This window comes from Enterobacter sp. UPMP2061, assembly GCF_053709615.1.
Map to the genome: position 1 here is coordinate 76,156 of NZ_JBSKJP010000006.1, position 13,644 is coordinate 89,799.

The following is a 13,644-nucleotide window of genomic DNA, read 5'->3' on the forward strand; positions in this document are numbered from 1 at the left end:
TATAATGGCCGGGAACATTCTTAATGCTGTAATTCTGGAGAAAAAATGAGCAAAGTACTCGCGACGGAAAATGCACCAGCGGCTATCGGCCCATACGTTCAGGGCGTTGATCTGGGCAGCATGATCATCACTTCTGGTCAGATCCCGGTGAACCCAAAAACCGGTGAAGTGCCAGCCGACGTAGCGGCGCAGACGCGTCAGTCGCTGGAAAACGTGCAGGCGATCGTCGAATCTGCCGGCCTGAAAGTGGGCGATCTCGTCAAAACCACCGTGTTCGTGAAAGATCTGAACGATTTCGCCACCGTTAACGCCACTTATGAAGCGTTCTTCACCGAACACAACGCCACCTTCCCGGCGCGCTCCTGTGTGGAAGTGGCGCGTCTGCCAAAAGACGTAAAAATTGAAATTGAAGCGATTGCCGTACGTCGCTAATTTATTTCAATAAAGAGAAGGCAGCTCAGGCTGCCTTTTTTATTGCGACCATTTTTACTCTCTCCAGGCAATGACGCATCCCCCACTCCATTAATAGACTGACGCTGCCTTGTTATATTCTAATTAATGGATGAAGAATGAAACTCTCTAAGATCGCGCTGGCCATTGCCACTTTAGCGGTTGCGTCTTCCGCACTTGCACACGGATATATAGAATCCCCCGCCAGCCGCGCTTATATGTGTAAGCTCGGCCAGAATATTGACTGTGGCTCTGTACAATATGAACCGCAGAGCGTAGAAAAGACCTCCGGCTTCCCGACGGGCGCAATGCCGCCTGACGGCCAGCTTGCCAGCGCCGGTATTGCCAGCTACTCCCAGCTTGATAAGCAGAGCCTGAACGCCTGGACCAAAAGCCCCATGACGGCAGGCCCGCATGAATTTGTCTGGCACCATACCGCGCCGCATAAAACCACCAACTGGCGTTATTACATTACCAAACAAAACTGGGACCCCAATAAACCGCTGACCCGTGACCAGTTCGAATTAACGCCGTTCTGTACTATTAACGGGAATGGTCAGGCACCGTCCATGACAAAATCCATGACCTGTAATGTCCCGGAACGTACGGGCTACCAGGTTATTTATGGCGTGTGGGAAATTGCGGATACCGCAAACAGTTTCTATCAGGCCATTGACGTTGATTTCGGTAACGGCGGCAACGTCACGCCGGACGATACCCCAGCGGTAATATCCCAGTGGAGTAAAACCCTGAGCGGACAGATTGCCGGGAATAACCTGAACGTGGGCGATAAAGTGATTGCACGCTTCTTCGACGCCAACGGGGAAGTTGCCGCCCTGCGTACTGAAATGACCATCGGCTCTTCAGAACAAGGCGACGCTAACCAGTGGTCCTACGATCTGGCGCAGAAGATCAACACCGCTCATAGCGATGTCCGCGTCGGTGTGAAAGATGAAGCCGGTGAAATCAGCCCGATTCACGGCGCCAACAGCGTATTCGTGAAAGACGGCAGCACGCTGAGATCCGTTGCCATCTCTTATGAAGAGCAAAAGGCGCAGGTGAGCGAGACCATCGCCGTTTCCGATCTGCAATACAGCAAAATCGAACATGGCAATGTGATTGTGACCTTCCATGTAAACACGCAGGGTGACGTTAATTTTGAAGCGCACGTGATGAACCACCACGGTGCCGAAAAAGGTTACCTGAAGCAGGATATGAATAACGTCAATCAAAACGTGACCATGACGCTGACTGACGTCACGGCGGGCCACCATATGCTGAAATACTACGCCACCAACAAAGACGGCACCCTGTTCGCACAGGACGTGCTAAACCTGATGCTGGAAAGCGACGCGGCGGACAGCAGCGGCCCGCATGACTTTATCTTCCCGGACAGCATTGCCTCCTACAAAGCGGGCACCGTGGTGTTACAGCCTAAAAACGGTAAGACCTACGAGTGTAAACCGTTCCCGTATAGCGGCTACTGCGTGCAGTGGAGCAAATACGCGACCCAGTTTGAGCCAGGCGTGGGCGCGCACTGGAAAGAGGCGTGGGTGCTGAAGAACTGAGTGGTCTGATTCCCTCACCCTAACCCTCTCCCACAGGGAGAGGGAACCGATCGAGCCCCTCGCCCCTATGGGGAGAGGGGTTGGGGTGAGGGGATATTTGTTACTGATTCCGCGTCGCCCTAAGCAGCGTCTCCAGCGGGTACACCGCCGCAATCACCACCTCGTCCTGGATCGTCGCCGCGTTATCCAGTTCGCTCTGGATCGACGCGATCTCGTTGTCGTCCAGCGTGCCCTGACGCGCCACCAGATCCGTCAGCCGCAGGCCAATCGAGGCCAGTTTATCCACCTCCTGGATCACCGGCTTAATGGCCTTCAGCTGATAGCTGTTTTCGCTCAAGGCCAGCGCATCGCTGGTGTTGTTCTGCCAGCGGTTAAAGACGTGGCGCAGCGCGTCGGCGCTTTCCGTGTCTTCCGCGTCGCTCACCAGGCGGTCCGCCCATTTATTCATCTGACGCACGGTCGCACTTTCCGCGTTTAGCGCATCTGCAAGGCGATTAAGCGGCTCAAACTGATGATAGTTTCCGGCCTGGAACTTAAGATGCTGGCGGGTGTAATACTGCGCCGGTTCAAGCGCCTGGGCGAGAATTTGCAGCGGCAGGGTATCCGCATTGTTGGCGAGGCGGGTGAACTGCACCTGCTGCTGGGTATGCTGCTGTAGTCCAGCCGACACCGTGGACCAGCTGTCCATCGCCTGGAGCCGGGTATACATGTTGTCGATGTCGTTGACGTCCTTCGCCGACCATAGCCGCTCCGCCACCGCAAAGGCGCGCGGCCACAGACGGATATCAAGCACCGGCGCGACCACGTTTTCCGCCCACAGCGCGGCTTCGCCGCCGAGCAGATTGGCCTCGTTCGCCGGGTCCGGCACCACCGGCGGTATGCCTTTTGGCACCGCGTCCAGACGCGTGCCGTCGATCGGGTAGCGGGCGTTACCCACCAGGAAATAGCCGCTGAGCTTATCGTTCTCAACGGAAACGACCGGACGCGTTTCACCCATCCAGGTATCAACGGTAAACGTTACCTGGTTGTCGTCCCGCCACTGAATGTTCTCCACCGCCCGACGCGATTTCCCGGCAAAATCAATAAATCCGCGCCACCCGGCATCGCCTTTCACCAGCGTAAAGCTGCCTTCCACCGGCTTGCCTTTCAGACGCGGCATGGAGAAAGCCCAGCTCTGGACGCTGTCGGTGTCCGCTATCACATCCACGCCGTTCAGCCCCTGCGGCACAATTTCATTGCGGTAGTGGTAGGCGGTGGATTGCGGCTGATCGAGGTAGAAACCGGTTGAGAGAATACCCTTATAGCCGTTCTGCGCCACCTGCCCCAGCGCGTCCTGTCCCTGCCAGGACTGGATCAGAATGCTTTTCGGCAGATCGGGATGGTAGATCTCATCCCAGCCAACCATCTGCCGGTGGTGCTTCTCAAGGATCGTCTCCAGCTTGCGGTTGAAATACGCCTGCAACGCGTGGCTGTCCGCCAGTTTGTTGTCGCGCATAAACGTCTGGATCGCAGCGTTCGCTTTCCACTGGCTATCGTCAACCTCATCGCCGCCAATATGCAGATACGGATCCGGGAAGATCGCCGCCAGTTCGCTGACCATCGCGTCGGCAAAGGTATAAGTTGCCTCTTTGGTTGGATCCAGCACCGGCTTCAGCACGCCCCAGTGGCGCTCCATGGCGTAAGGCCCCGGCGCGCTCATCAGCTCCGGGTAGGCGACGGCAATCGCCGAGGCGTGGCCCGGCATATCAATTTCCGGCACCACGCGTATGCCGCGCTCGGTAGCGTAACGCACAATCTCGCGCATCTGCTCCGGGGTGTAGAACAGCCCATCGCTGGCAAGCTGGGTTAATTTTGGATAACGCTTCGAGGTAAAGCGCCAGCCCTGGTCGTCCGTCAAATGCCAGTGCAGGACGTTGAGCTTTGCCGCGGCCATGCCGTCGATCTGGCGTTTAATATCCGGAATCGGGAGGAAGTGGCGCGCCGAATCGAGCAGCAGCCCGCGCCACGGGAAGCGCGGCGAATCTTCAATGGTCACCCACGGGATCGAGGTGTTTTCGGCGCCGTTCTGCATCAGCTGAAGCAAGGTTTCCATGGCGCGCAGCGCGCCAAAGCGGGTGTTGGCAGAGATGTTTACGCCGTTGGCGTCCACCGTGAGTTTATAGCTCTCATCGCTGTCAGGCAGCGGCTGCGGCTTAACCTTTTTGGCGATGGCGATGCGGATGGTCGGCTTGTCAGGTTTTTCGGCCTGCGGCTGTAGCGTCCAGCCGGTTTGCAGCGCAATGCGCTGGCGCAGGCGGTTGACCGCATCCCCCAGATCGTCGCCGCTGACGCTCACAGAGAGTTGATTGTTAAGCACCAGCGCGCCCTGAGTGGTCGGGCGTTCAACCTTCGCAGGCCAGGGCATTAAGGGAAGGTCACCTGCCGGGGCGGCAAAGGCGGAGGCGCCGAGCATGAGCCCGGCGGTTAAGAGGCTGTACCGTAACATGAATGTTCCTTATCTGACGGGCCAAATACAGGCAAAACATTCTGTTAACATGCGCTCAAATTGTCGTCAAGCGAATGCGCCGACGGAGATCACAGGTTGTTGAATTTGGGAGGAAAGCCAGCTGCCGGGTGGCGGCTTCGCCTTACCCGGCCTACGTTCGGATCGTAGGCCCGGTAAGCGCAGCGCCACCGGGCTTGCCGTTACTGCCATCCATACCGGCGCGCATAGAACCCTTTCACCATCTGCGTCAGCACCATGTAGCCCGCGAGGATCGCCACCAGCCACGGGAAGTAGCTCAGCGGCAGCGCCTGAAGTTGCAGGTAGCTTGCCAGCGGCGAGAACGGCAGCGCGATCCCGAGCGCCATCACAATCCCCGTCATCACAATCAGCGGCCACGCGGCACGGCTCTGGATGAACGGAATACGACGGGTGCGGATCATGTGCACAATCAGCGTCTGAGACAGCAGTCCCACCACGAACCAGCCGGACTGGAACAGCGTCTGGTGTTCTGGCGTATTCGCATGGAACACAAACCACATCAGGCAGAAGGTCAGAATGTCGAAGATAGAGCTGATCGGCCCAAAGAACAGCATAAAGCGCCCCAGATCGGTGGGGTTCCAGTGCTGCGGCTTCTGGATCTGCTCGTCGTCCACGTTATCAAACGGGATCGCCACCTGAGAGACATCGTACATCAGGTTCTGGATCAGCAGGTGCAGCGGCAGCATCGGCAGAAACGGCAGAAACGCGCTCGCCACCAGCACGCTGAAGACGTTGCCGAAGTTGGAGCTGGCGGTCATTTTGATGTATTTGAGCATATTGGCGAAGGTGCGACGCCCTTCGATGACGCCCTCCTCCAGCACCATCAGGCTCTTTTCCAGCAGAATGATATCCGCCGCTTCGCGGGCAATATCCACCGCGCCGTCCACGGAGATACCGATATCCGCCGCACGCAGGGCTGGCGCATCGTTGATGCCGTCGCCCATAAAGCCCACTACGTGCCCTTCGCGACGCAGCAGAGTGACGATGCGCTCTTTATGCATCGGCGTCAGGCGGGCAAACAGCGTGGTGTGTTGGGCAAGCTCGGCCAGCTCATCGTCGGACAGGTGCTCAATGTCGCTCCCCACGACGACGTCGCCCGCGTCCAGGCCGACTTCGTGGCACACTTTGGCCGCCACCAGCTCGCTGTCGCCGGTGAGGATTTTGACGGTGATACCGCTCGCTTTCAGCGCTTTTAGCGCCGGCGCGGTGGTCTCTTTCGGCGGATCGAGGAATGCGATGTAACCTTCGAGGATCAAATCGGATTCATCGATACGCTGGTAGTCACCTTCCCGCGCAGGCAGGAACTTGCTGGCTACTGCCACCACGCGCAGCCCCTGACGGTTCAGGTTATCGGTGACGCGTTTGATGCGGCGCAGCATGGTCTCATCCAACGGCACGATCTCGCCGTTATGGCGCACCTGCGTGGAAACATTCAGGATCTCCTGCAATGCCCCTTTGCAGATCAGCTGATGTACGTCCGCCTGCTCGCTGACCACCACCGACATGCGGCGGCGCTCGAAGTCGAACGGGATTTCATCCACCTTCTGCCAGCGACCGGAGAGCGTGCGGGCAGACTCCTCGTCCACCCCTTCCAGCACCGCCACATCGAGCAGATTTTTCAGCCCGGTCTGATAGTGGCTGTTCAGCCAGGCGCTGTGGAGCACGCGCTCGCTGGTTTTTCCGGCGATGTCGGTGTGGTTCTCCAGCACGATTTTGTCCTGCGTCAGGGTGCCGGTTTTATCGGTGCAAAGGATGTCCATCGCGCCAAAGTTCTGGATGGCGTCGAGGTGTTTAACGATCACCTTTTGTTTAGAGAGTTTGACCGCCCCGCGCGCCAGCGTGGACGTGACAATCATCGGCAGCATTTCCGGCGTTAAGCCAACGGCCACGGAGAGCGCGAACAGCGCCGCTTCCCACCAGTCGCCTTTGGTGTAGCCGTTGATCAGCAGGACAATCGGCGTCATGACCATCATAAAGCGGATCAGCAGCATGCTGACGCGGCCAATGCCTTTCTGGAACGCATTCGGCTCGCTCTCCTGCTCGCTGACGCGTCCGGCAAGCTGTCCAAACCAGGTATTGCCGCCGGTGGCGGTGACAATCGCCTGCGCGGTGCCGCTAACCACCGTGGTGCCCATAAAGCACAGGGTGTCGCACTCCAGCGGGTTCATCTGCTGCGGATCGCGGGTCCGCGCTACCTTCTCTACGGGCAGGGATTCACCGGTGAGTGACGCCTGCGCGACGAACAGATCCCGCGCCTGGATGACGCGTAAATCCGCCGGGATCATGTCCCCCGCCGCCAGCTTCACCAGATCGCCCGGCACCAGCTGGTCAATGGGAAGCTCAATCCAGGCGTTCTCGCCGAGGTCGTTAATCACGCGCGACACGGTGGCGGTGTTGCTGACCATCGCTTTCAGGGCGTCCGCCGCTTTGGTGGAGCGCGCTTCCTGAATAAAGTTCAGCAGCGTGGAGATCCCCACCATCAGGGCAATCACGCCTGCGGCAAACAGATCTTCAGTGGCGTAAGAGATAATCCCGAGCACCGTCAACAGCAGGTTGAACGGATTGCGGTAGCAGAGCCACAGGTGGACCCACCAGGGAGAGGGTTTCTGCGCCGGGATCTGGTTATCGCCATGTTCCGCGCGGATTTTTAACACTTCTTGCGCGTTCAGCCCTTCCGGGTGGCCGCCAAAGGCGCGCCAGACTTCGTTTTCATCCATCGCCGCCACGTTCAGGCAGCGCTCGGTCAGGGAAGCGGGGATTGCCGCTCCCGCCATGGTGTTGGCATTTGGCAGCGGATCGCGCGCAATCAGGCGATGTGGCAGGTGACGGCTCAGCAGCGCTTGCAGCTGCCGGGTGATATTCTTCAGCATAGTCATTCCCCCGCATCCGCAAAGGCGGACGCAGTTTTCCCGCAGGCGTGGCAAAGCCGTACCTGTCAGGCACTTAATTTATCAAGCAGGAACGTATGAACGTTGCTGCCTCACGCCGGTGAGACAGCAAAAGGCTGGCTTACCGGAAAGAAGGTTTTCTCCTGGTCAGGAGAGGTGTGGGATCGGGATCCATGTGGCCTCCGGTAAGTAAAAAGTTGGGTATCGGCACGCAGTATAGTGATTTATCCATACCGTTTGTGACTAATCGGGCGGTATTATAACGCCCTGCAAATAAACCAAACGTAAACCAGACTTTGCCCATAGCGAATTCGCAGGATAGCATTAGGCTCAATTGATTATTTTATCGATGTTACAGGGAATACAGCATGCAGAACCGCCTTACGATTAAAGATATCGCGCGTTTAAGCGGCGTGGGGAAATCGACTGTCTCACGCGTGCTGAACAACGAAAGCGGTGTCAGCGAGCGCACACGCGAGCGCGTCGAGGCGGTGATGAATCAGCATGGTTTTTCCCCTTCCCGCTCCGCGCGCGCCATGCGCGGGCAGAGCGATAAAGTGGTCGCCATTATTGTCTCGCGTCTGGATTCCCTCTCCGAAAACCTCGCCGTACAGACGATGCTGCCCGCGTTCTACGAGCAGGGCTACGATCCGATCATGATGGAGAGCAAGTTCTCCGCGCAAATGGTGGAGGAGCATCTCGGCATGCTTCAGCGCCGTAATATTGATGGGGTGGTGCTGTTCGGATTTACCGGCCTAAAAGAGGACGTGCTTAAACCCTGGCAGCCGTCACTGGTGCTGCTGGCGCGCGACGCCAGCGGGTTTGCCTCTGTCTGTTACGATGACGAAGGGGCGATCGTGATCCTGATGCAGCGCCTGTATGAACAGGGCCATCGGCATATTAGCTATCTCGGCGTGCCGCATGCCGACATCACCACCGGCAAGCGTCGCCACGAAGCGTACCTGGCGTTTTGTAAAAAACACAATCTCCCCGCCGTGGCCGCGCTGCCCGGTCTGGGTATGAAACAGGGATATGAACAGGTCGCCAGCGTGCTGACGTCACAAACCACCGCCCTGGTATGCGCCACCGATACCCTTGCATTGGGTGCGAGCAAATATTTGCAGGAGCAGCGCATCGGGGAACTGCAATTAGCGAGCGTGGGAAGCACGCCGCTGATGAAGTTCTTACACCCGGAGATTATCAGCGTTGATCCGGGTTACGCCGAGTCTGGCCGGCAGGCTGCCGCGCAGCTGATCGAGCAGATTACCGGGCGAACCGAGCCCCGTCAGATCGTTATCCCAGCCCATCTCTCATAATTCTTTTGAATAGATTATTGTGATCTTCGCCCGATTTCGGGAACGTTCCCATTTTCGCCGTCACGTTGAAGGAGTAGGCTTGCGCACAGGTCATAACCCCTATCACCATCTGTCATGAGGTTTCATGATGAGTAAAGTCAAACAAACAGATATCGATCAGTTGATCGTCCTGGTCGGCGGACGCGATAACATCGCCACCGTCAGCCATTGCATTACCCGCCTGCGCTTCGTGCTTAACGATCCGGCCAAAGCCAACCCGAAGGCCATTGAAGAGCTTTCTATGGTTAAAGGCTGCTTCACCAACGCCGGGCAGTTTCAGGTGGTGATTGGTACCGAAGTGGGCGATTACTATCAGGCTCTGCTGGCGACTACCGGGCACTCTTCCGCCGATAAAGAGCAGGCGAAGAAGGCCGCGCGCCAGAATATGAAATGGCATGAGCAGCTGATTTCCCATTTTGCGGAGATCTTCTTCCCGCTGCTGCCAGCGCTGATCAGCGGGGGCTTAATTCTGGGCTTCCGTAACGTCATCGGCGATGTGCCAATGAGCGACGGCAAAACCCTGGCGCAGATGTACCCGGCGCTGCAAAGCATCTATGACTTCCTGTGGCTGATTGGCGAAGCGATCTTCTTCTATCTGCCGGTCGGGATCTGCTGGTCCGCGGTGCGCAAAATGGGCGGAACGCCAATTCTCGGTATCGTGCTCGGCGTGACGCTGGTCTCTCCGCAGTTAATGAACGCTTACTTACTTGGTCAGCAAACGCCAGAGGTGTGGAACTTTGGCCTGTTTACCATCGCCAAAGTGGGCTATCAGGCGCAGGTGATCCCGGCATTGCTGGCGGGCCTGGCGCTGGGCTTTATTGAGACGCGCCTGAAGCGCATCGTGCCGGATTACCTCTATCTGGTTGTGGTCCCGGTCTGCTCGCTGATCCTGGCGGTGTTCCTGGCGCACGCCTTTATCGGTCCGTTTGGCCGCATGATTGGCGACGGCGTGGCCTTCGCGGTCCGTCACCTGATGACCGGCAGCTTCGCGCCAATCGGTGCCGCGCTGTTTGGCTTCCTCTACGCTCCGCTGGTGATCACCGGCGTGCACCAGACCACGCTGGCGATTGATATGCAGATGATCCAGAGCCTCGGCGGTACGCCTGTCTGGCCGATCATCGCCCTGTCTAACATTGCGCAGGCCTCGGCGGTAACCGGCATCATCATCGTCAGCCGTAAGCACAACGAGCGAGAGATCTCCGTTCCGGCTGCCATCTCCGCTTACCTCGGCGTCACTGAACCGGCGATGTACGGTATCAACCTGAAATACCGCTTCCCGATGCTCTGCGCGATGATCGGCTCCGGCCTGGCGGGCTTGCTGTGCGGCCTGAACAGCGTGATGGCGAACGGGATTGGCGTCGGCGGCCTGCCGGGTATCCTCTCCATTCAGCCCGCGTTCTGGCAGGTATTTGCGCTGGCGATGGCGGTGGCGATTATCATCCCAATGGCGCTGACTACTGTGGTTTACCAGCGTAAGTTCCGTCAGGGCACGTTGCAGATTGTTTAATTCTCTCTTTCGGGGCGCAGTTGCGCCCCTTCGCATTTGCAGGAACGTACTATGAATACCCTTCCTCACTGGTGGCAGAACGGCGTCATCTATCAGATTTACCCAAAGAGTTTCCAGGACACCACCGGCAGCGGCACGGGCGATCTGCGCGGCGTAACGCAGCGCCTGGACTACCTGAAAACCCTCGGCATTGACGCCATCTGGCTGACGCCGTTTTATATCTCCCCGCAGGTGGATAACGGTTACGACGTGGCGAACTACACTGCCATCGATCCGACCTACGGCACGCTGGACGACTTTGACGAGCTGGTTGCCCGGGCGCATGAACGCGGCATCCGCATCGTGCTGGATATGGTCTTTAACCACACGTCCACGCAGCACGCCTGGTTCCGTGAGTCGCTGGATAAAGCGAGTCCGTACCGCCAGTTCTATATCTGGCGCGACGGTACGCCGGATACGCTTCCCAACAACTGGCGCTCCAAATTTGGCGGCAACGCCTGGCGCTGGCACGCCGAAAGCGAGCAGTATTATCTGCACCTGTTCGCACCGGAGCAGGCGGATCTCAACTGGGAAAACCCGGCGGTGCGCGCCGAGCTGAAAAAAGTGTGCGAGTTCTGGGCCGATCGCGGCGTGGACGGCTTGCGTCTGGACGTGATTAACCTGATTTCAAAAGATCAGGATTTCCCGGACGATACCCTCGGCGACGGTCGCCGCTTCTACACTGACGGGCCGCGCATCCACGAATATCTCCAGGAGATGAGCCGCGACGTCTTTACGCCGCGTAATCTGATGACGGTGGGCGAGATGTCCTCCACCTCGCTGGAGAACTGCCAACAGTACGCGTCTCTTGACGGCCGCGAGCTGTCGATGACCTTTAACTTCCACCACCTCAAGGTAGACTACCCCGGCGGCGAAAAATGGACGAAGGCGAAGCCGGACTTCGTGGCGCTAAAAAACCTTTTCCGCCACTGGCAGCAGGGGATGCACAACAAAGCCTGGAACGCGCTGTTCTGGTGTAACCATGACCAGCCGCGCATCGTGTCGCGCTTTGGTGACGAAGGGGAACACCGCGTGGCGGCGGCGAAAATGCTCGGCATGGTGCTGCACGGGATGCAGGGCACGCCGTATATCTACCAGGGTGAAGAGCTGGGTATGACCAACCCGCATTTCAGCCGTATCACCGACTACCGCGACGTGGAAAGCCTGAACATGTTCGCCGAACAGCGGGCTAACGGTCGCGATACGGATGAACTACTGGCGATTATGGCGAGTAAGTCACGCGATAATGGCCGCACGCCGATGCAGTGGGACGCCTCGCATAATGCGGGCTTTACCGAGGCCGAGCCGTGGATTGGCGTCTGCGACAACTACGAAACCGTGAACGCCCGCGCGGCGCTGGACGACCCCGATTCGGTGTTTTACACCTATCAGTCGCTGATTCGCCTGCGCAAAACCCTGTCGGTACTGACGTGGGGGGATTATGAGGACCTCCTGCCTGACCACCCTTCCCTGTGGTGCTACCGCCGCCAGTGGCAGGGACAAACGCTGATGGTGGTGGCGAACCTGAGCCACGCGCGCCAGCAGTGGCAGCCCGTCCCCGTAGAGGGAGCATGGCGGGTGGCACTCAGCAACTATGAAGAGGTTCCCTTCCGACCCGATACGTTGCTATTGCGCCCGTTTGAAGCTATCTGGTGGGTGCAGGAATAAACCTCAGGAGATACAGCATGCTGTATCTCTTTTTTTATGTTTAGCGATACGCTAAATGTACGACGATAACTTTTACAATATGGCGCACTCAAAATAAAAATAGCCTGCCAATTAAATAACCTCGGCAGGATATTATGAAAAAGATAATTATTAAAGCAACGTGTATTAGCGCATTATTATTGAGCACACAGGGATGGTGCGGGAATACGTCCGTCGACCTTCGCTTTGGTCATAATACGCGCTCAGACGTAAATGATTCACGCATTAAGGTCATGCATCAGGCGAATAACGGTTTTTACTTCTCCGTTGAAGCCGCACAAAACCATAATGATACGTTTTTTGGTGATACCGACAGATATAATCCCGACGACAAGGGGTTAACGGAAGCGGCACAGGAAATCGAAACGCGCTGGCGTTTTGATCTGGGAAATGGTTTCGCCGTTGCGCCTGGCATGGTGACGGTTTTCACCGCCAGCAATACGCATTACCGCCCCTTCATTCAGGGCTGGAAAGCCTTCGATAACGGTCTGAATCTCTCCGCCCGTTACCGCTATAACACCGTCAATGACGCGCACAGCGATAAAGAACTCGACGGCAGCGGTTATACTCGCCGCCAGTCACACCAGTTCGACATTTGGTTCGCGTATAACATCGGCAAATTCGGTATGTCCTATAACCCGCGCTTCCGCTGGCAGGATAACGTCGATCAGGGAACCGGGGATGACACCTACTGGGAGCATACCGTCGCGTTCAACTACAAGCTCGACGATGGCTGGACGCCATACGTCGAACTGGTTTCACTGGATAAAACGTACATCAATAATGACGGCAACCATGAAAATGATTATGCCGTACGTCTGGGAATAGTGAAGCAGCTCTGACGGCCTGACTACACCGTATCGTGCTGTAGCAGCCTACAGCCGATACGGTCCACGGCGCTTAACAGTTCAAGCTGCCCTTCCCGCTGATACAGCGAAACCGCGTTAATGTCGATTGGTAACGGCCAGCATAGCGTTGAGATCGACGCCAGTGTCGACCCCTGACGGGTAATCGCAATAATCTTCAACCCTTTGCGCAGCGCGTTACGCGCCATTTCAATCAGCGACTGCGTCTCCCCGGATTTACTGATCAACACCAGCGTCCCCTTCGATACGCGTGTCAACTGGTGCATGTCATTCAAAATAAGGTGCGGCAGGCTCGCCAGCGACAAAAAGCGCGACAGGTAGTTGAGGCTGGTGAGCGAGGCTCCCCGTGCGTAAAGATAGATATGGCTGGAATGCGTAAGCAACCTGGACACGTCTGTCACAATATCATCCGGCTGCGGCCCCACGTCGGGTGTAGCAGGTGCAGGTGTAAAATGGTCGCGTAAAAAACGGTACCGAAGCTCGGTATAGCTTTTATAGCCCATTTTTTTACATACACGATTAACGGATGTTGTCGTGGTAAAGGTATCACGGGCAATCTCTTTTGCCGATATATTAGAAATATTACACGCATGATGCTGAATGTATTCAAATATCAAACGTTCACTTCCCTGGAATGAATTCATCTATTACGCCCCGTTTAATCCCGAGATGATATTAACACAACAGAGAAATAGTCTCTGGAAGGCGCTTCACACATTGCATTTACGCGTATCACGATA

9 protein-coding genes are annotated in these 13,644 nt (G+C 57.0%); 6 read left to right on the forward strand and 3 right to left on the reverse strand.

Translation table 11 applies throughout. The annotated features are described in order from the left end of the window. Positions 1-45 precede the first annotated feature (45 nt). Positions 46-432 (forward strand): 2-iminobutanoate/2-iminopropanoate deaminase, encoded by a 387-nt coding sequence (ridA, locus tag ACWKXX_RS13845; protein WP_261665768.1) that lies wholly within the window; start codon positions 46-48, stop codon positions 430-432. Between the two features lie 137 nt (positions 433-569). After that, positions 570-2,018, forward strand: coding sequence for an N-acetylglucosamine-binding protein GbpA (gene gbpA / locus ACWKXX_RS13850; RefSeq protein ID WP_261665769.1), 1,449 nt, complete (start codon positions 570-572; stop codon positions 2,016-2,018). A gap of 100 nt (positions 2,019-2,118) precedes the next feature. On the opposite strand, the gene ACWKXX_RS13855 is transcribed toward gbpA, so the two are convergent. Together ACWKXX_RS13855 and mgtA are read right to left on the reverse strand one after the other, a co-directional pair. Next, complete coding sequence (locus ACWKXX_RS13855; RefSeq protein WP_261665770.1) at positions 2,119-4,503, reverse strand: beta-N-acetylhexosaminidase; 2,385 nt, start codon at positions 4,501-4,503, stop codon at positions 2,119-2,121. 200 nt (positions 4,504-4,703) lie between these two features. Continuing rightward, the gene (gene mgtA / locus ACWKXX_RS13860) at positions 4,704-7,412 is read right to left on the reverse strand and encodes a magnesium-translocating P-type ATPase (RefSeq protein WP_261665771.1); all 2,709 of its coding nucleotides are present in this window, start codon (positions 7,410-7,412) and stop codon (positions 4,704-4,706) included. Positions 7,413-7,798: 386 nt separating this feature from the next. Here mgtA and treR point away from each other — a divergent pair, with 386 nt between their 5' ends. The 4 genes from treR (at position 7,799) to ACWKXX_RS13880 (ending at position 12,880) form a co-directional block, all read left to right on the forward strand. Further along, positions 7,799-8,746 carry a trehalose operon repressor TreR gene (gene treR / locus ACWKXX_RS13865; protein ID WP_017383908.1) on the forward strand — a complete coding sequence of 316 codons (948 nt, stop codon included), beginning with the start codon at positions 7,799-7,801 and terminating at the stop codon, positions 8,744-8,746. Positions 8,747-8,873: 127 nt separating this feature from the next. Beyond that, the gene (gene treB / locus ACWKXX_RS13870; RefSeq protein ID WP_020480548.1) at positions 8,874-10,292 is read left to right on the forward strand and encodes a PTS trehalose transporter subunit IIBC; all 1,419 of its coding nucleotides are present in this window, start codon (positions 8,874-8,876) and stop codon (positions 10,290-10,292) included. Between the two features lie 51 nt (positions 10,293-10,343). Further along, positions 10,344-11,999 carry an alpha,alpha-phosphotrehalase gene (gene treC / locus ACWKXX_RS13875; protein ID WP_284329770.1) on the forward strand — a complete coding sequence of 552 codons (1,656 nt, stop codon included), beginning with the start codon at positions 10,344-10,346 and terminating at the stop codon, positions 11,997-11,999. A gap of 134 nt (positions 12,000-12,133) precedes the next feature. Further along, complete coding sequence (locus tag ACWKXX_RS13880; protein WP_017694639.1) at positions 12,134-12,880, forward strand: oligogalacturonate-specific porin KdgM family protein; 747 nt, start codon at positions 12,134-12,136, stop codon at positions 12,878-12,880. An 8-nt stretch (positions 12,881-12,888) separates the two neighbouring features. Here ACWKXX_RS13880 and ACWKXX_RS13885 read toward each other — a convergent pair whose 3' ends face one another. Then, entirely contained in the window at positions 12,889-13,548 is a 660-nt protein-coding gene (locus ACWKXX_RS13885) for a MurR/RpiR family transcriptional regulator (protein ID WP_015572516.1), read from the reverse strand. Positions 13,549-13,644 lie beyond the last annotated feature (96 nt).

Bases quoted from the DNA above. Each gene is read 5' to 3' on its own strand.
- ridA (WP_261665768.1), top strand. From the start codon at position 46: ATGAGCAAAGTACTCGCGACGGAAAATGCACCAGCGGCTATCGGCCCA.
- gbpA (WP_261665769.1), top strand. From the start codon at position 570: ATGAAACTCTCTAAGATCGCGCTGGCCATTGCCACTTTAGCGGTTGCG.
- ACWKXX_RS13855 (WP_261665770.1), bottom strand. From the start codon at position 4,503: ATGTTACGGTACAGCCTCTTAACCGCCGGGCTCATGCTCGGCGCCTCC.
- mgtA (WP_261665771.1), bottom strand. From the start codon at position 7,412: ATGCTGAAGAATATCACCCGGCAGCTGCAAGCGCTGCTGAGCCGTCAC.
- treR (WP_017383908.1), top strand. From the start codon at position 7,799: ATGCAGAACCGCCTTACGATTAAAGATATCGCGCGTTTAAGCGGCGTG.
- treB (WP_020480548.1), top strand. From the start codon at position 8,874: ATGAGTAAAGTCAAACAAACAGATATCGATCAGTTGATCGTCCTGGTC.
- treC (WP_284329770.1), top strand. From the start codon at position 10,344: ATGAATACCCTTCCTCACTGGTGGCAGAACGGCGTCATCTATCAGATT.
- ACWKXX_RS13880 (WP_017694639.1), top strand. From the start codon at position 12,134: ATGAAAAAGATAATTATTAAAGCAACGTGTATTAGCGCATTATTATTG.
- ACWKXX_RS13885 (WP_015572516.1), bottom strand. From the start codon at position 13,548: ATGAATTCATTCCAGGGAAGTGAACGTTTGATATTTGAATACATTCAG.